Source organism: Sphingomonas sp. CFBP 13603 (assembly GCF_014892665.1).
Classification (GTDB): Bacteria; Pseudomonadota; Alphaproteobacteria; order Sphingomonadales; family Sphingomonadaceae; genus Sphingomonas.
Window position 1 is genome coordinate 139,137 of record NZ_JADBIA010000004.1, and the last position, 17,969, is coordinate 157,105.

General features: G+C 65.1%; 10 protein-coding genes. 4 read left to right on the forward strand and 6 right to left on the reverse strand.

The window, feature by feature from the left end:
• Nucleotides 1–46: 46 nt before the first annotated feature.
• The 3 genes from IFR23_RS08395 to IFR23_RS08405 all read left to right on the forward strand — a co-directional run bounded on the left by IFR23_RS08395 (nucleotide 47) and on the right by IFR23_RS08405 (nucleotide 5,443).
• Complete coding sequence (locus tag IFR23_RS08395; RefSeq protein WP_192975485.1) at nucleotides 47–667, forward strand: DUF1826 domain-containing protein; 621 nt, start codon at nucleotides 47–49, stop codon at nucleotides 665–667.
• Nucleotides 668–852: 185 nt separating this feature from the next.
• Nucleotides 853–2,883 carry a M3 family metallopeptidase gene (locus tag IFR23_RS08400; RefSeq protein ID WP_342344901.1) on the forward strand — a complete coding sequence of 677 codons (2,031 nt, stop codon included), beginning with the start codon at nucleotides 853–855 and terminating at the stop codon, nucleotides 2,881–2,883.
• Between the two features lie 145 nt (nucleotides 2,884–3,028).
• Nucleotides 3,029–5,443: a TonB-dependent receptor gene (locus IFR23_RS08405; RefSeq protein WP_244655533.1), complete on the forward strand. Its 2,415-nt coding sequence runs from the start codon at nucleotides 3,029–3,031 to the stop codon at nucleotides 5,441–5,443.
• A gap of 34 nt (nucleotides 5,444–5,477) precedes the next feature.
• Here IFR23_RS08405 and IFR23_RS08410 read toward each other — a convergent pair whose 3' ends face one another.
• Complete coding sequence (locus IFR23_RS08410) at nucleotides 5,478–6,146, reverse strand: glutathione S-transferase (protein WP_342344902.1); 669 nt, start codon at nucleotides 6,144–6,146, stop codon at nucleotides 5,478–5,480.
• Between the two features lie 78 nt (nucleotides 6,147–6,224).
• Nucleotides 6,225–8,372: a TonB-dependent siderophore receptor gene (locus IFR23_RS08415; RefSeq protein ID WP_192975487.1), complete on the reverse strand. Its 2,148-nt coding sequence runs from the start codon at nucleotides 8,370–8,372 to the stop codon at nucleotides 6,225–6,227.
• Nucleotides 8,373–8,517: 145 nt separating this feature from the next.
• On the opposite strand from IFR23_RS08415, the gene IFR23_RS08420 reads away from it, so the two are divergent.
• On the forward strand, nucleotides 8,518–8,868 hold the full coding sequence (locus IFR23_RS08420; protein ID WP_192975488.1) for a hypothetical protein: 351 nt from the start codon (nucleotides 8,518–8,520) through the stop codon (nucleotides 8,866–8,868).
• A 317-nt stretch (nucleotides 8,869–9,185) separates the two neighbouring features.
• Here IFR23_RS08420 and IFR23_RS08425 read toward each other — a convergent pair whose 3' ends face one another.
• The 4 genes from IFR23_RS08425 to IFR23_RS08440 all read right to left on the reverse strand — a co-directional run bounded on the left by IFR23_RS08425 (nucleotide 9,186) and on the right by IFR23_RS08440 (nucleotide 17,882).
• On the reverse strand, nucleotides 9,186–10,838 hold the full coding sequence (locus IFR23_RS08425) for a Na+/H+ antiporter (protein ID WP_192975489.1): 1,653 nt from the start codon (nucleotides 10,836–10,838) through the stop codon (nucleotides 9,186–9,188).
• Nucleotides 10,839–10,913: 75 nt separating this feature from the next.
• A complete protein-coding gene (locus IFR23_RS08430) occupies nucleotides 10,914–12,512 on the reverse strand; it encodes a family 43 glycosylhydrolase (protein ID WP_192975490.1) in 1,599 nt (532 codons plus the stop codon).
• A complete protein-coding gene (locus tag IFR23_RS08435) occupies nucleotides 12,509–13,897 on the reverse strand; it encodes a DUF885 family protein (protein WP_192975491.1) in 1,389 nt (462 codons plus the stop codon). Before IFR23_RS08435 ends, IFR23_RS08430 begins: the two co-directional genes overlap by 4 nt.
• Nucleotides 13,898–14,084: 187 nt before the next feature.
• Nucleotides 14,085–17,882 carry a LamG-like jellyroll fold domain-containing protein gene (locus IFR23_RS08440; protein WP_342344903.1) on the reverse strand — a complete coding sequence of 1,266 codons (3,798 nt, stop codon included), beginning with the start codon at nucleotides 17,880–17,882 and terminating at the stop codon, nucleotides 14,085–14,087.
• Between the last annotated feature and the right edge of the window lie 87 nt (nucleotides 17,883–17,969).

Consider the following 17,969-nt stretch of genomic DNA (forward strand, 5'->3'; position numbering starts at 1 on the left):
CGGTATGATACACCATACCATTGAACGCTTTGCGGAGCGAATGCCGATGGATACACGTGAAAAAGAGCCTGCGTTACGCGCCGCAGTGGCGATCGGACGTGATCCGGCGATCCTCGAGCGCATCATGGACGAAACCGTGCATCTGGCGATCTGGCAACGGCTTGCGCCGGAGTACGGCGCGGCGGTCAGCGAACTGGGCTGGGATGCGATCGACGACATCGACGACGAGATGGATGTCGTCGACGTACCGCGGGCGTTACCCATATCGCTGGCGAACGCGGGATACCCGGCCGACCTCGGGCTTGCGGACGAGCTCGCCGCGTTCGCGGTGGGCTTCGCGGAGATCGTCGCGTGCGACCGTCTGCGCGTTCGGTTGGATGTGATCCAGACCGATGCATGCCGGAAGTTTCACGCCGACAACGTGACGGTACGATTGCTGATGCCGCTCGTCGGTCCTGGAACGCAGTGGCTCGCGGCGCGCGGGGTTCATGCCGACCCACTCGTCGCGCATGGCCAACTGCAAATCGGCGAGGTCGGCCTGTTCAAAGGGCGGGTATGGGCGGAGCGACCGGAAATTCTACATCGTTCGCCGCCTGTCGCGGCCACGGGGATCACGCGGCTGTTGCTGGCGATCGATCCGTTGGGCGGCGTCCACGATCAGCGATAACGGACGTTGTAACCTCTCGTTGCTCCATGCAAGAAGAGCGTCATCACTCCTGCCATTGTGAGTCCTCGATGTCGCGTTCCAGCCTGCTTCGTTCCGCTGCTCTTCTCTGTTGCATCGCCAGCGCCGCCTCCGCGCAAACCCCCTCCAGACCGATTGCCAAACCGTCGCGCGTCAATCCGCTGACAGTGCCCAGCACGCTGCCGTTCCAGGCGCCGCGCTTCGACCAGATCACCGACGCCGATTATCAGCCCGCGCTCGAACAGGGCATGGCGGAGCAGATCGCGGAGATGAAGGCGATCGCGAACAACGCGGCAACGCCGACCTTCGCAAACACGATCGAGGCGATGGAGCGCTCGGGTCGGACGCTCGATCGCGCGAGCCAGGCGTTCTTCGGCGTGTCGCAGGCGAACACCAACGATGCACTCGACGCGGTACGGTCCGCCGAGGCGCCCAAGCTCGCGCAGCATAGCGACGCGATCTATCTCGACCCGAAGCTCTTCGCGCGCGTCCAGGCGCTGTACGCGAAGAAGGACTCGCTCGGTCTCGATACCGAGCAGAAACAGGTTCTGGAGATCTACCACAGCGATTTCCTCCACGCCGGCGCGCAGCTGAACGATACCGACAAGGCCAAGCTGCGGTTGCTCAACACGCAAATCTCGACCGCGACGACCGACTTCCAGCAGAAGCTGCTCGCCGGCACCAAGGCGGGTGCGCTGGTGGTCGACGACAAGGCCAAGCTCGCCGGGTTGAGCGATGCCGAGATTGCCGCAGGCGCGGAAGGCGCCAAGGAGCGGGGGATGCCCGGCAAGTACGTGCTGTCGCTCCAGAACACGACGCAGCAGCCCGCGCTCGCCTCACTCAGCGATCGGGCGACCCGCGCGGCGCTGTTCGAGAAGAGCTGGAACCGGTCGCAACGTGGCGACGCCAACGATACGCGCGCGCTGATCCGGACGATCGCGCAGTTGCGCGCGCAGAAGGCACAGTTGCTCGGCTACCCGAACTATGCCGCCTATTCGCTGTACGACCAGATGGCGAAGACCCCGGCGGCGGCGAAGGGCTTCATGACGCAACTCGTGCCCGCCACCGCCGCGGAACAGCGTCGCGAAGCGGCCGAGTTGCAGAAGACGATCGACGCGACCGGCGCCTCGTTCCCGCTCGCGCCGTCGGACTGGGATTTCTATTCGGACAAGGTGCGCAAAGCCAAGTACGATCTCGACCAGAACGAGCTGAAGCCGTATTTCGAGATCAGCCGCGTGTTGACGGACGGCGTATTCTTCGCCGCCAACCAGCTCTACGGCGTCACCTTCAAGGAACGCCGCGACATCCCGACCTACCAGCCGGACATCCGCGTCTTCACGGTGTTCGACAAGGACGGCTCCGAACTTGGCTTGATGTATTTCGATTACTGGAAGCGCGACAACAAGGCGGGCGGCGCGTGGATGTCGAACTTCGTCGGCCAGTCGAAGCTGCTGAAGACGAAACCCGTCGTGTATAACGTCGGCAACTTCACCAAGCCCGCGCCGGGCCAGCCTGCGCTGATCACGTTCGACGACGTCACGACGATGTTCCACGAATTCGGCCATGCGCTGCACGGGTTGTTCGCGAACCAGACCTATCCGCTGGTGTCGGGCACCAACACCGCACGCGACTGGGTCGAGTTCCCGTCGCAGTTCAACGAGCATTGGGCGCTCGATCCCAAGGTCTTCGCGAACTATGCCAAGGATTACCGCACCGGTGCGGTGATGCCGCAGGCGCTCGTCACGAAGATCAAGAACGCGGCGAAGTTCAACCAAGGCTATGAGCTTGGCGAACTGGTTGCCGCTGCGACGCTCGATCAGGACTGGCATTCGCTGCCAGCGTCGGCCGGGCCGCAGGACGTCGATGCGTTCGAGACCAAGGCGCTGAACTCGATGGGCCTCGACACGAAGGACGTCCCGCCGCGCTATCGCACGAGCTATTTCGCGCACATCTGGGCGGGTGGTTATGCGGCCGGCTACTACGCGTATCTGTGGACGCAGATGCTCGATAACGATGCGTATGCGTGGTTCATGGCGCATGGCGGGCTGACGCGCGCGAACGGCCAGCGCTTCCGCGACATGATCCTGTCGAAGGGCCATACCGAGGATTACGGTCCGATGTTCAAGGCGTTCTACGGCAAGGATCCGGATATCGGCCCGATGCTGGAAGACCGCGGCCTGACGGCGACGACGAAATAAGGCGGACAGCGGTGCGGCGGTCTTTCGGAACGCTGCACCGCACCATATTAAATCTGTAGCGTAACGGTCATCCGACTGTCTCGCCGTGCCAATAGGCGCAGCCCCGGGAGTGACGATCGATCGATCTCGCTAGGGGTTTTCAAGAATGACGATGTTTTCTCGTACGGCCGCGCGGCTGTTGTGCGGCGCTATCGGTTTTGTCGTGGTCGGCGTGCCAGTCACCGCAACGGCGCAGTCGCTGGTTGCCAAGGACGCGGAGCCGGGTTCGCCTGCTCCAGTGGCCGATCCCGCCGATCCAGCAACCCCGCCCGCCGGGCAGGATGATACGATCGTCGTCACCGGCGCGAACACGCGATCGGTGACTCAGGTCAGCGGCGTCGACATGCAGAAGATCCTCCCCGGCGTCAGCCCGTTGAAGGCGCTCCAGACATTGCCGGGCGTCACTTTCCTCACCGCTGATCCATGGGGCAACAACGAGCAGAACATCTCGCTGTTCGTCCACGGCTTCAACGCGCAGCAACTTGGCTACACGCTCGACGGCCTGCCGCTCGGCGATCAGAATTACGGCAATTACAACGGCTTGTCGCCGCAACGTGCCATCATCTCGGAGAACGTCTCGCGCGTCACGCTGGCCAGCGGCGCGGGCGATCTCGGCACCGCATCGACCAGCAACCTCGGCGGTACGATCGATACCTTTTCGAGCGCTCCCAGGAAGGAGCTCGGGGTTCAGGTCGACCAGACGCTCGGCAGCCATTCGACTTCGCGACTGTTCGCGCGGATCGACAGCGGCGACCTGGGCAACGGCAACGCGTTCTACATCTCGGGCTCGCGGCAGAAGGCGAAGGCCTGGGATTTCAACGGTATCCAGGGCGGCTATCAGGCCAATGCCAAGTTCGTCCACGATGACAGCAACGGCAAGCTGACGCTCTATGGCGCGTTCTCAGACAAGACCGAGCCGAACGAGGATTCGACAGTCATCACGACCACGACGCAAGCCACCGCGCCGTATGTCCGCCCGTTCGTCTATCCCGATTTCAACGCAATGCTGACCTATCTCAACTCCGGCGCGTACAAGGCGGACGGGTCGAACTACCGCAATTACTACGGCGTCGCGGCGCGCACCGACTATCTCGGCTACGTCAAATACGACTGGAACGTCAGCGACAAGGTCACCTTCTCAAACCAGGCCTATTACCATCACAATGACGGTGTCGGCGTCATCGGCGGTCCGATCGACGTCGCCGGTCTGCCCAAGCTGTTCTCGTTCTACTATCCGGGCCAGAACCTAACCCAGGTGTTCGGCGGCTCGGGCCTCGCGACGCGCACGACAGAATATCGGATCGACCGCGGTGGCCTCGTCTCCACCGTCGCGCTCGATCTCGGCGCGCATCATGTCGAGTTCGGCGCCTGGTACGAGCATCAGAGCTCTTCCGCCTATCGCCGCTGGTATCCGTTCCCGGTCAACGATCCGAGCACGCCGTACCAGCGCCCGCGCGAGGAACTGACCCCGCTGATCACGCAATATCACAGCGAAGTCCGCGTCGACGAATACCAGGCGCATATCCAGGACAGCTGGAAGGTCTTGCCGACGCTCACGATCCAGGGCGGCGTCAAGAGTACCTTCCAGAACGCGTCACAGCGCGTGCCGACGCAGCCGATCCCGGGCTCGTTCACCGGCTCGGTCGCACTGCCGGTCGGCAAGATCGACACGCACAAATACTTCCTGCCACAGCTTGGTGCGCTGTGGGATGCGACCGACAATGAACAGGTATTCGTCAACGTCCAGAAGAACATTCGCCAGTTCCAGACGAGCGCCGCCGCCGGATTGTCGCCGTTCGCACTCGGCAGCCAGGCGGCGTTCGACCTGTTCAAGCAGGACGTCGAGCCCGAGACGAGCTGGACCTACGAGGCGGGGCTGCGTTCGCATCATGCGCTGAACCTCGGCCCGCTGACCGGCTTCGATGGCCAGATCAGCGTCTATCACGTCGACTTCAGCAACCGCCTGCTTGGGATCAGCCCGAACCCGGTGGTGACTGCGGTCGTCAGCGGTGCCGCCATCCTGCAGAACGTCGGTGCGGTGAAGACCGACGGGTTCGACATCGCGGGCACGTTCCGGTTTGGCTCGCACTTCTCGTTCTACGATGCGCTCTCGTACAACAACTCACGCTACGAGGAGAACTACATCAGCGGAACCAGCACCGTCGCGACCGCGGGCAAGAAGGTACCGGGTAGCCCCGACTGGCTCAACAAGTTCACCGCCTCGGCCAATTACGGCATCTTCGATGCGCAGCTCGTCGGCGACTATATCGGCAAGCGGTTCGCGACCTATACCAACGACCTGTCGGTGCCGTCCTACTTCACGCTGTCCGGCCGCATTGCCGCGCGCGTACCGCTGTCGGAAGGGGAGATCGTCAAGACGGCGACGGTCAGCATGAACGTCACCAACATCACCAACAAGCGTGCGGCATCGACGCTCAGCATCGGCGCGGCGAGCGGGACGTTCAACCAGTTTCCGGTCGCACCCCGCCAGGTGTTCGGGACGATCAGCGTCGGCTTCTGAGGCGGGAAGGGGGCCTCGGTCTTGCCGGGGCCTCCTACTGTACGTCCGTGGTTGTCGGGAATATCATCGGAGGATCGCCCGGCTGCCAAGGCGCCGGGCGTATCATGACCTGAGCGAACAACGCCGATGCGAGGTGGATCGCCAGCCACGCGTGTAGCCGCTCGAACGGCAGTCCGTCGAAATAGGATCGGTCGGTCTGTGCGAACTGACGGACGAACGGCATGATCGCGAGATCGGTCATCGACTGCGGGCTGGTGCCGAGACTGCCGCTAGCACGCAACCTCTCGTCCAGATCGCGGAGCAGCACGGTAGCCGCATCGCGGTGCTCGATCGGGTCGACGTCGTAGCGATCGGCATATTTGTAGCGGTCGAGATGGTGTTTGAAGGCGCCGTCGTTCGTCGCGATCAATCCAGCGTCGTTATCGGTTGGCCACTCGGCGTCGGGCGAACGCGCGCAGGCCCAGCGCATGATGTCAAGGCTCTGGTCGATCACCGTCCCGTCCGGCAGCACCAGCACCGGCACGGTTCCCTTGGGCGACGCGTCGAGCATTGCCGCCGGCTTGTCCCGCAAGACGATCTCACGCAGTTCGACCTGACGATCGGCCGCCGCGATCGCGAGACGCGCGCGCATCGCGTACGGGCACCGTCGGAAGCTGTAGAGGATCGGCATCATCGGACCTGCATAATGCGAGCGAGCGCTCACGTCGCCTGATCCTGAAAACAGCCGGTGCGACCGCGATCGATACCGTGGAGCGGCATCGATCGCGGCAAGGCCGTCAACTCAGAAACGATAGCCGATCGTCGCCTGCACGGTCCGGCGGTTGCCGTACCAGCACCAGTTATAGTTGGCGAAGCACGACGTCAGATACTTCTTGTCGAAGATATTGGCTCCGTTGACGGCGAGGCTGAGGCCCCGCAGCGATGGGGCGAACTTCTCCAGGTCGTAGCGGATCAGTGCATCATAGACTGTGTAGGATGGGCTGTTGCGGCCTACAATCTCCATAGGCGTGACGCCTGCATAGACCTCGTCGACATGCCGGACCGCACCGCCGATCATCAGCCCTTCGAGGCTACCGCTACGTGGCGTCCAATCGAGATAGGCGGACGTGCCACCACGCCCGACGGTTTCGAGCCCGCGACCGACGCGTGCCGGCGCATCGGCATCGCTGGTAACCTTGACGCGCTGCCGGCTGAACGCGACGCGCGCGTTGAAGCCGTAGGGCAGGGGAGCACTCCCCTCGAACTCGACACCTTGCGAACGAACGCCGCCGGTCTGCCGCGAAACGCTGAAATTGGGTGTCGACGTCAGGACGTTGGTCTGGTCGATACGGAACCATGCACCGGACAGCAGGATCTGCGTTCCCGGAATGCTGAACTTCGCACCGGCCTCGATCTGCTTGCCGAGCGATGGGTCTGCCAGCCCCGGCTGGCCGTTGCTCTGCGTGATCGGACTCGCCTGCTGCTCGAACGACGTCGAATAGCTGACGTACGGCGCAAGACCGAACGGCAGCGTATAAAGTGCGGCTGCGCGATACGTGAACTTCTCGTCGTGCTTGGCGTCACGCCCGTCCTGATGCGCACGCGCCCAATCCTGCCGGCCGCTCAAGACCACGCGAAGGTCGCCGATCGCCATCTGGTCCTGTGCGTAGACGCCCTGCTGACGCTGCTGCACATCGATCGCGAACTGACCGCCGATCTGTTCCGGGGTCGTCGGGACCGTCACCGTACCGTAGACCGGGGCAAAGCCGTTAAGGGGTGGCGCGACGCCGAACGCGGCAAGCTCGCGCGAATGCGCGACCTGGCGGTCTACACCGAACAGGAGCGTGTGCTTGATCGGGCCGGTCTGGACGGTGCCGGAGAGCTGGTTGTCGAACGTCCAGTTGTTGAGCTGTTCGCGGGTCGCGTAGGACGCACGGCTGAAAGTCTGCTGCGTCGGGTCGGTCGTGTCGAGGCCGCCTGCGGTATAGATGAGCCCGAGCGCCGACTTCACATATTGATAGCGACCTGACGAGCGGAGCGCCCAGCCGCCACCGAAATCATGACGGAAGATGTAGGTGAGTGCCGCCTGCTCACGGCTGAAGCGGTTGCCGGCCTCGCCTCCGTCGAAGCTGGTCGGCAGCTTGCCGTTGGGGTTGGCGAGTAGCGTTCCGCTGGCCGGAAACACGCCGTAGTCTCCGTTGTACGGATCATGCGAATAGGCGCCGAGCAGGGTGAAGCTGGTCGAACTGCCCGCGCCTGCCGTCACGGCGCCCGAGATCGTCTGGCGTTCGCGCTTGCCGAACTTCTGCTGCGTGTCGGCGCCATTCGCGCTGCCGTTGATCCGCCAGAGAACGCCTTCGCCCGCTCGCCCACCGATGTCGGCATCGACGCGGTAGAGATCGTAATTGCCGTAGGTGCCGCTGATCGCGCCATAGAGTGCTTGGTCGAGCGGGAGCTTGCTCGATTCCGCGACGAGGCCACCGGGGCTCGACTGGCCATACAATACCGATGCGGGTCCCTTGATGACCTCGATCCGGTCGAGGCGTGAGACGTCGACCTGTGGCACGGCATAGCCCGACGGGCTGCCGAACTGCTTCAAGCCGTCGAGATACACGGGCGCGTCGAAGCCGCGCAGCTTGAACTGGTCATAGACTTCGCCGCTCGACCCGCGCGTTTCGGGCGTCACACCTGCGACAAAGCGAAGCGCTTGGTTGAGGTTCTGCAAGCTGCGGCCTGCAATGTCATCAGCGGTGATGACGGTAATCGACTGGGGCGTCTCGGCGAGCGGGGTATCGGTCTTGGTGCCCGACGACGCCTGAGTGCGCGCCTGCTGTGCGTTGACCACGATGACTCCCGATTCGTCATCGTTTTGCGCGGTCTGCGCATAGCCAGGCGCGATTGCGAGAGCGGCGGAACCCAGCAGGAAAGCGATGCCGAGACGATGTGTCATGTGATACCCTTTACGTTATGGCGCCCCGCTAATGTTTCTGATAGTTATTATCAACAGCGAGTTGGCCCCTGAATTATTGAGCGGTTGCATCTGCGGCAATCTGGCAACACCTGTCTCGTCCCGGATGCGCAGGAGTCGAAGACGCGTGAAGAACCAGAAGGCAATGGCAGCCCAGATCGCGACCGCTGGAGACGAGGCGTGGTTCGACAAGAACCTCGACCGACGATTGCGACTGAGGAACATGGTCGCCGGGGAGTTCGACGACGTGGTCGGGCAGCCGCCGGTCGGCATGACATGGCGGACGATCGTCCTGGAAGCACAGCCGGGTGCCCGGAGCCGTCAGGCGATTGCGTTGCCGATCGGTGTCGATGCCGATGCGCTGACCGACACCGATCTCTTCGAGCTTTTCGTACAGGTGGCGCCGCCGGGTGCCCGCGCGATGATTGCGTCACTCCGCAAGGTCAAACTGCCCCAAGGCACAGCGACACGGCGCTGAAGACAGGTCACGGGCGGACGGACGCCGCGAGGTACCTCGATTTCGGACAAGGCGAGGCGCAGACGTGGTGGGCCGTGCTTCTCACCCCGGCATCTCCTGCTAGCTTGTCGTCAGCGATGCGCGGCCGAACGGCCGCCGCGTCCTCGGTGCCCTGCCCGGATACGAGAGTGTCGCACGGACGGGCAGGGCACCTCGTTCATACTAGATTCATGTTAAAGCGGCATAGCGCGCGTCAGAGGCATCGCCTAGTATCGCGTAACCTTCAGCGCCCCGCCGGTTTCAGTCACACGGACAAGCGGGGCGCTCAACGCCGGCCTTCAGTGCAGTACCTGACGTGACAGTCGGGCATCGGCCAAGTCGAGTTCGCGTCCCAATTGCTCCGCCAGTTCGACGCCGATCTCACGGCGGCGCGCCAGGTCGAAGATTGCGTTGCGTTCGGCACGGACCGCGGCGAGGCGCATGTCGCGTTCGATCACGCCATCGCCGTGCAGTGAACGATCTTCCGGCTGGGTCGAGAGGCTGTCGATCCGTTCGCGATACTGGTCCATCAGGCGTGCGGCGATATCGGTGAAGCGGTCGGGATCGTCGCGTCCCTCGGCCATTCGGTGCTGGACGCGGTCGAGCTCGGCGATCGCCGCGTTAGCCGCAACCAGCTTGGCTTGGTCTCGCGCCGCGCCGACGCCCGTTTCGGGCGGCAGGCTCAGTCCGCGCAGAAGCAACGGCAACCCGACCGCAGCGATCACGAGCGACGACAGGATGACGCCTGACGCCAGGAAGATGACCAGGTCGCGCGCCGGGAACGGTGTCCCGTCGGCCATGCTCAATGGCAACGTCAGCGCGCCCGCCAGCGTGATCGCGCCCCGCGCGCCGGCGCAAGACATCGCGGCGATGATCCGGCGTGGCGGGCTCTCACCGGCGGCGGGGTCATTGCGACGTCGCGCGCGGAGCAGCGTGAACTGGAGCGACACCCACACCCAGCCATAGCGCAGGATCGCCAGACCGGCGACGACCGCGACGACATAGACCGCAAGCCACCACGGGCTGACATGCCCCGTCGACGTCACGGTATCGCGCGCACGGACGAACACTTCGGGCAATTGTTCGCCGAGCAGCACGAAGATCACGCCGTTCAGCGTGAACTGCAGCATGTCCCAGACCGCTCGACGGCGGATACGCGTTCCCGCCGCGACCGCGGTCGTGGCATCGGTAAAGCTCATCGCGATCCCCGCGGCGGCGGCGGCGAGCACGCCCGACGCGTGGATGTGCTCGGCCAGCAGATAGGCGGCGAACGGGATCAGCAGGCTGACGAGGATATTCGATCCGGCTTCGTCACCGAACCGCCGCGCGAACGCACTCTTGGTCGCGACGATGCCGAGCGCGACACCGACGCCGATCGCGACGCCCGCAATCGCCATCCACGCGAAGGTCGCGGCGGCATCGGCGAACGAGAAGGTGCCGGTCAGTACGGCGGCGATCGCAAAGCGGACGCAGACTAGGCCCGACGCATCGTTCAGCAACGCTTCGCCTTCGAGGATATGCATCATCCGCTTCGGGATCGGCGCGTTCTGCGCGACCGCCGATACCGCGATAGGATCGGTCGGCGACACCACGGCTGCGAGCGCGAACGCGACCCCCAGCGGCATCGCCGGGATCAGCCAATGAATGAAGAGGCCCATGCCAAGGACGGTGAGGAAAACGAGGCCGAGCGCGAGCCCCAACACGGCGCCACGATCGCGGAAGAGTTCGTCCTTCGGGATCCTCCAACCGTCCAGGAACAGGAGGGGCGGGACGAGCAGCAGGAAGAAGAGTTCGGGATCCAGCTCGACCCGGACGTGCGCGACCATGCCGATCAAGGCGCCGAGCGCGATCTGTACCAGCGGCCGGGGCAACGCCGAGGGCAGCATGCGCGAGACGATGCCGCTCACCACGACGGCGAGCAACAGGAACAGGCACAAGGTCACAATCTGCAAACCGGACTCCCCGAGGATTTGGACGCGCGGCAGGCACGCAGGCGCGCGATCCAAAGGACCGGCGAGTATCCAGTATCAGATAGCAGAGAACCGGAAATTTCGGAAGCGCGCTGCACCTTTTCCGGCTGCGTACAGTCCGGGTCGCAGCATCAGGAAACCGCCACGGACATTGTGGTGGTAGCCCGACACCTCCATCCCGCGATCGAACCGATGCCAGGTCCGGCCGCCATCGCCGCTGGTGTCGTACGTGACGATATGGCGATCGTTGGTCACGCGGATCCGCATCGAACGGCCGTGCGGGTTCGTGGGACGGCCACGTTCGGCGCCATATTGGTGCGTGACGAACCGGTCGCCGTCGAAGCCGAGCCCGCAATAGAGCTTGTCGTCGTAGAACAGGATCAACCCGGCGGTGGTGTCGGGATCGATCGCGACGTCGCATTCGAATTGGTAGCGCGTGTCGCCGGCGATCAGCAGGAGCGGGGAGGAGTCGACGGGCGCACTACCGCTGGCGGCGAGCGCCAGGGTGTTGCCGGAGACAGACGCGCGTTTCGCCTCGTCGGGGCGGGGGCGGAAGAAGCTCCATTTCGTCCCGAGCGCGAGGGTCTCGAAATTGTCCGAGAGTATCTGGCCATGCGGGACTGCGGTGCCGCCTTTCGGTTTCGCAAGCGGCTTCGACAGATCGCCGCCCTTCATCCGGAACCAGCCATCGGCGGTCCACTCCACGGGATCGAGCAGCGTCTGGCGGCCGAGCGTCCAATAGCCGTTCTCGAACCCGTGATAGAGTGCCCACCAGTCGCCTGCCGGCCCTTCGACCAGCGAGGCGTGACCCCGCGACCACCAGCGTTCGGCGGTGTTGGTGGTGCGGACGATCGGGTTGGCGGGGCAATCCTGCCACGGCCCATGGATCGAACGGGAGCGCGCTGCGATCACCATATGGCCTGTCGGCGGGCCGGCGGTGCCGCCAACCGCGGTAATGAGGTAGAACCAGCCGCCGTGGCGAACGATCTTGGGCCCCTCCGGCGAGAACCCCTCGACGATCCAGTCCTCGGGATAGCGCCACGGATCATAGACGTGCTCGACCGCGCCGACCGTCGACAGGCCGTCGGCGGCGAGGCGGATGCGGTCCCCGCCCGACAGGAAGAGCCAGCGACTGCCGTCCTCGCCGACGACGTGGCACGGGTCGATATGCTTGTGCAGGCCGAAATCGACGGGATCGCTCCACGGGCCCTCGATGCGGTCAGCGTGGATCACCCAGATCGAATTCGGTTCGGCTTTCACGGGAATGTAGAGGAAATAGCGGCCGTCATGCTTCTCGAGGCTGACCGCCCAGACGGATCCGATGTTGCGCGTGAGGGCTGGGCCCACCGGTTGCCAGTTCACCAGATCGCGCGAGTGCCAGATGACGAGCCCCGGATAGGAATCGAAACTGGAGAAGGTCATGTAATAGTCCGACCCGTCCTTGAGGATCGCAGGATCGGGCCGATCGCCGGCCATCACTGGATTGAGGAAACGGCCGTCGCCCAGATCGGCGATCCGCTGGTTATCCAGACCGCGACGCCAATCGGGGGCGGCGGGCGTAGTCTTTGCTGCGGTACGGGCAGGCGCCTCGCCGGGGACGAGCAACGCGCCGGCTGCGCCGAGCGTGGTGAAGGCATCGCGTCGCGTGAAAGTCATGATCGGACCTTTCGGATGTCATCGGTGCGCTGGCGACCGTGGACGAGCAGCGCGGTGTGATACGCGACCGGAGGTTTACCGCGCGCGGTATCGGCGATCGTGAGCCACGCCATCGCCTCGGCGACACGCGTGGCTGGTTCGAGCGGGATGCGCGCGAGTTCGACATCGAACGGCGCGAAATATGCGGGTTCGCCCTGCCATTCGACGAGGCGCTCGCCGGCCTGTTCGATCGACCAGCCGTGGAGGTGGATGCCGAGATCGACGAGTGCGCGGGCGACGCGAAACAGGAGCCAGTGGATGTGGCCAAGCGCGTCGTGTGGATCGGTATAGGCGCCGGCCTGTTCGGCGAGCTGCTCGGCGTAGATGCCCCAACCTTCGACGAACGCCGAAGCGTATTCGATGCGGAGCGGATGCGGCGGGGTGGCGCCTTCCAGACCGAGCTGGATCATGTGGCCGGGTAGCAGTTCGTGCGCGACGACGCTGGGCAGCGTCCAGCGGGGGCGGCGGCGGATGTCTTTCAGGTCGACGACATAGGCGCCGGGGTGGGCTGGCGTCGGGACCTCGCGGTAGCCACCGCGGCCGGCAGCGATCTCTTGTGGCGAGAGCGCGCGCGCGCTGGTGTTCAGACACCAGGGAGCGAGTGTACCGAATGCTGCCGGGATATGGGTTCGCGCCGTGGCGAGCATGCGGTTCATGTCGGTAATGGCTTCGGTCCGGCCCGCGTCGGTGTCCGGGTAAAGGAAGTGCTCGTCTCGCCAGAGTTCGGCGTAGCGTTCTGCGACCGTGCCGTTCGGCGCGCCGATTTGGTCGAACAGGTGCGTTGCGCGGGCGTGAAGGCGGTTCAGTTCGCTGAAGAGTCGGCGTTCGGCATAGGCCAGAGTCATGGTGCCGAGCGAGCGTTGGAGTTGCAGCGCGTACCAGTCCGCGCCGCCCCGGAACCGTCCGACGCCGGGGGCGGAAGGGGCGGTGTCACGCAGACTTTCGAGCGCGGCGATCTGTCGGTCGATCGCGGGGTTCGTGGAGGCGGATCGAAGCGCATCGACTGTGCGGTCGAGAGACAGGCGAGGAAGGATGATGCCGGCTTCGGCGTCGGCGAGGATCGCAGCGGTGTCTGCGTCGATCTTCGCTGCATCCGGACGCGGGGCCTTCCAGGCGCCGGTCGTCGGTGTGACGCGGTAAGGGCCGCGTCCGATGCGGCCGAAGGCGGACCGGGCGATAGCGGCGTCGATCTTGAGGCCGGCACGGGAGGTGGTCAGGTCTAGGCGGTCACCGGGTTGTAGGATGCTCGCGTCGAAGGCGGCTAGCACGCGGAGTGCTTCGTCTGGGTGGGTCGCGGCGGCCTCGTCGAGGGCTTGGCGCAGGGACGGGGTGGGTTGGGCACGCACGTTCGTAGCAAGGAAGGCCGATGCTCCCAGTCCAACGAGTACGCTTCTGCGGTCCGGAGTCATTCCCCATACCTCCGTTCGCCCTGAGCGAAGTCGAAGGGTGTGCCCCAAGAAAAGGTGCTTCGACTTCGCTCAGCACGAACGGACTGGGGAGGGGGTGTAAGAATTACTGGAGTGCGCGGGTTCATCATCGGAGCGGGACGCGGTTGTTGGCTTGGGTAATTTCCGGTTCGTCTCCGGCGAGTGCGACTTGAACGGTCAGCGTCGAGAGATCGACGCCGGATGGGATCGACAGCTTCACGATCGCCGTCTTCGGCCGAAGATCGAGCGGGGCGGCTAGCGGGGAAATGCTCGCAGTGGCGACGAGCCTGCCCGCCGCGTCGACCAGTTCCGCGCGGCCGCCTTTCGCGTCCTTCGCGCCGAGGCTGTGGACGGTGACCCTTACGCTCCGGCCCTTCACGACTACGTCGTCCGTGCCGATGCCGAGGTCGGCGCGCTCATCCACTGGCGGGCCGGGCTCGACTAAGGCGAAGTCGAGTACCGTCGTCCCGGGTGCGAAGGAGACGCCGGTGCTTGCGCTGCGTTCGAGTGTCATGGTCCGCGCAGCCCCGATCGGCGCGAGCGTCTTGCCGCCGTCGGTGCTGCTCGAAGCCTGCATCGACCAGCGGCCTGCGGTGACGGTCCAGGTCGACATCGTCGCTTGCTGGGCGTGGTCGCTTGCGTTGTAGGAGATTACGCGGAACTTCGTCGGCGTCGCGCCCGGCAGCAGGATCGCGACGCGCTCGGCCGCGCCCGGTTCGGCGAAGCGCCAACTCACGGTGTTGCCGGGCCAGCTCTGGTTGCGGCGGAGTGCGATGCCGCCGAGGCGTTCGCGTTGCAGGATCTCGCTCGGCTGGTCGACGCGGTCGCTCCACCAATGGCCCTCGGTGTACATGTCCATATGCTGCGACTTGTCGGCGATCGCGTCGGCGTGAAGCGCTTCCAACGGCGCAGTGTCGCCGGTCGCGGTCCAGGCGGTGTAGCGGGCGAACGGGTCCTCGGATTTGCTCGCCGCGAGTTTCGTGCGGGCCGTCGCGCCACCCGGAAGCGCGTCGAACGCGTTCTCGTTGAACTCGGCCAGCGCGCCCGGACCGGCCTTGGCGAGCCGCGCTTCGATCGGGCGAAGGTATTTCGCATCGCCGGTGTAGCGCCATGCGGCCCAAGTCGCCTGTAGCGACGTGGTGATCCCGCCGCCGTCGCCGGTACGCTCGGCATCGGTGCGCCAGTTGATCTCGTTGGGATAGCTCCAGCTGCCATCCGGGCCTTGCTTGCCGTGCGCCATCCAGCCGTCGATCACGCCGGTGACGAGGCCGCGCGCGAGCGGGTTGGCATTGTAGAGGCCGACCAGCATCGGGCCGTGCATGACGGTGAAGGCATAGGGTTTCTGCCATTCCCATGCGCCCTCGCGGTACATTTTCCGCCCGCCATACCAGTTGCTGGCGAAGTGCATATGGCCGGCGGGGTTCCTGAGGATGACGGTCTGGAGGGCGCGCGTGTTGTCCATCAGGCGCTCGACCGCCTTGGGTTCGCCCCAGTTGAGGTACAGGCGTTCGGCGTTGCTGTTCAGGCCCTCCTCGTACGCGTGCAGTTCGTCGGCGGTGATGTAGCCGAGACCGTTCACGATCATGCCGTTCTTGTAGACCGCGTCCGACAACGCCCGGAGCGAAGCGTTGATCTTGTCAGGCTCGACACCCATCAGCGCCAACCCGGGCCATTGCTGCGTCAGGTCGGTATCGTCAGACAGGCCACCGCCGAAATCGCCATAGGGGACTTGGCGCTCGTCGATCCACCACATGACGAACTGGCGGACGAGCTTGAGGTCTTCGAGTTGGCGGAAGGCCCAGAGCGGGACACCGGCGGGAGCGACGGGCTGGACGAAGGGTGGCAGGTTCTCAGGGCGATAATTGATGTCGGCCCAATAGGCGCGGGCGCGCGTGTTGCCGGGATCGACGCGGAGCAGGTCGGAGATGTCGGCGAAGAGGCGCTGGTAGAGGCCAGCGCGCTTCGACGCGGTGTGTTCCTCGACGAGAAAGCCCCAATTGTCTTTCACCTGCGCCATGCGGTCGGCAATGTGCTCGGGCAGCGCGGCAGCGCGGGGTTTGAAGACGAGGCGGATCTTGGCGCTGTTCAGCGCGGTGGCGTCGAAGTCCGGGGCGGCGCTGGCGATCGTAAGATAGAGGCTGTCGTTCGGCAGGATGCGGTCGCGCAAGTCGAGCCACAGCGTGCGGGCTTCGTTCGGACGGACCGAGACGGAAAGGTCGATCATGTCGCGGCCGGGCCAGATCGGGTCCTTCACGCGGATGTTGAGCGCAATCAGGCCGGCGGCGTTGGGCCTAGCCTTCAGTGCGGGGATGTCGATCGCGATGCCGTCGAGGCCGTCGTTGAGGTTCTGCCAGCCGTAATCGAAGGCGCGGGCGAGGGGGCGATCCGGGAGCGCGTCGCCGAAGCTCGCTGGGATCAGGATGTGGACTATCGGGGCGGCGTCCGTGCGGCGGACCGGGGCGCCGGATGCGCCGCCGGTGCCGGCGCCGACGGCCGCCTTCAGGCCGGCGGAAGGCATCGCGACGACGGTGCTGCGCTCGTCGGGGGCGAACCGGCCGGTGATGTAGGCGTTCAGGGGCGCGAGTGCTGCGAGGTTCGGCGATGCAGCTGCGTCGACGGTATAGGAGAGCTTGAAGCTGCCGACGGGTTCCGCGCCCGCGCCGATGTCATAGGCCCAGATTTCCTGGATCGGCTGCTCCTGCATCATGTTGGTGAAGCTCAACGTGCCGCCGGTGCGCGAGGCGAACCGGTCGACGCTGCGGACTACGCCTTGCGGGCGGGTGGCGATCTGGACGGTCTTGCCGGCGTTGCTCCAGTCGAGCCTGCCGTATGCGGCGCCGCGGATCTCGACGCGATTGACGTGCTCGCCAGGGGGGATCGTCAGGTCGTAGCGCTTGCCGCCTTCGACATAGGTGTTCCAGTCGGGCAGCTCGAAATAATCGTCGCGGCCAGGCAGGCGGGAGCGGTTGTAGACGCCGGGCCAGGTCGTCTCGGCGATCCCGTCGACGCCTTTCCACATCCATTGCTTCAGGTCCTTAGCGTCGGCGAACTCGACTTTTCGGACTCGGGTGACGGGGGTGTCGAGCACCGGTGGCGTGGACTTGTCCCAGCCGTAGCGGTGGAGCCATGCAGCGCGTCTGGCGGTCGGGTCGGTCGCGGAGGCGGGGGACGGTTCGCGTTTTTCCGCGAGCGATGCGACGTCGGTATCGGCGAGCATGTGGTCATAGACGCGGATCTCGTCGAGGTCCGATCCGCGCATGAAATTGTAGCGGCTCTGGACCTGGTGCGGGGACATCACGCGGCCGGCTAGGCCGAACTGGTCGAGACCGCTGTCGAGGTCCGCCTTCTGGTCTTTCCGAGCGACCAGCTTGCCGTCGACGAAGAGTTGGACGCCCACGGTTTCGTCCCAGGCGAAGGCGATGTGTGACCATGCATCAGCGGCTGGCGCTTGTGGGATCGTCCACGAAACGCGGATGCGCGAGAGGTTGGCGTCGGTGACGAAGGCGTCGAAGCCGTGGCCGTTCCAGTCGACCCGCAGGAACGCCATGTCCCAGCTCGAATGGTCGGCGAACCCGGTGCGGAAGATCACGAACGGGGCTTCCCCGACGGGTGTGCGGGCCCGCCAGAAGAAGGTGAGCGTGCCACGGTCGGCGCGAATGTTGCCGGGGGCTTTCCAGGCAACGTACCCGTCGTCCGCCCAGCGCGCTGCGCCGCCGATCGCACCGTCCGGGGTGATATCGACGCCGCTGCGGAAATTGGGGACGGGGTCGCCGGTGGCGTAGTCGGCGGTGAGGCTTTTGTCGGCGGAGGCGCGGAAGAGGAGCCCGGTCGCATCCTGCGCTTGCGCCGGAGGGATGCTCGCAACGGCCAGCGCTAGGACGGATGCCGTGGTGAAACGCTTCACTGCTCTCTCCCTGGGGCCAATCGGCATTGAGCGATTTGGCCAAATGTTCGTCGTCAGAAGCTTGTTCTCCCGCGAAGGCGAGAGCCC

Coding starts and splice junctions, on each gene's coding strand:
- IFR23_RS08395 (WP_192975485.1), top strand. CDS start 47: ATGGATACACGTGAAAAAGAGCCTGCGTTACGCGCCGCAGTGGCGATC.
- IFR23_RS08405 (WP_244655533.1), top strand. CDS start 3,029: ATGACGATGTTTTCTCGTACGGCCGCGCGGCTGTTGTGCGGCGCTATC.
- IFR23_RS08415 (WP_192975487.1), bottom strand. CDS start 8,372: ATGACACATCGTCTCGGCATCGCTTTCCTGCTGGGTTCCGCCGCTCTC.
- IFR23_RS08430 (WP_192975490.1), bottom strand. CDS start 12,512: ATGACTTTCACGCGACGCGATGCCTTCACCACGCTCGGCGCAGCCGGC.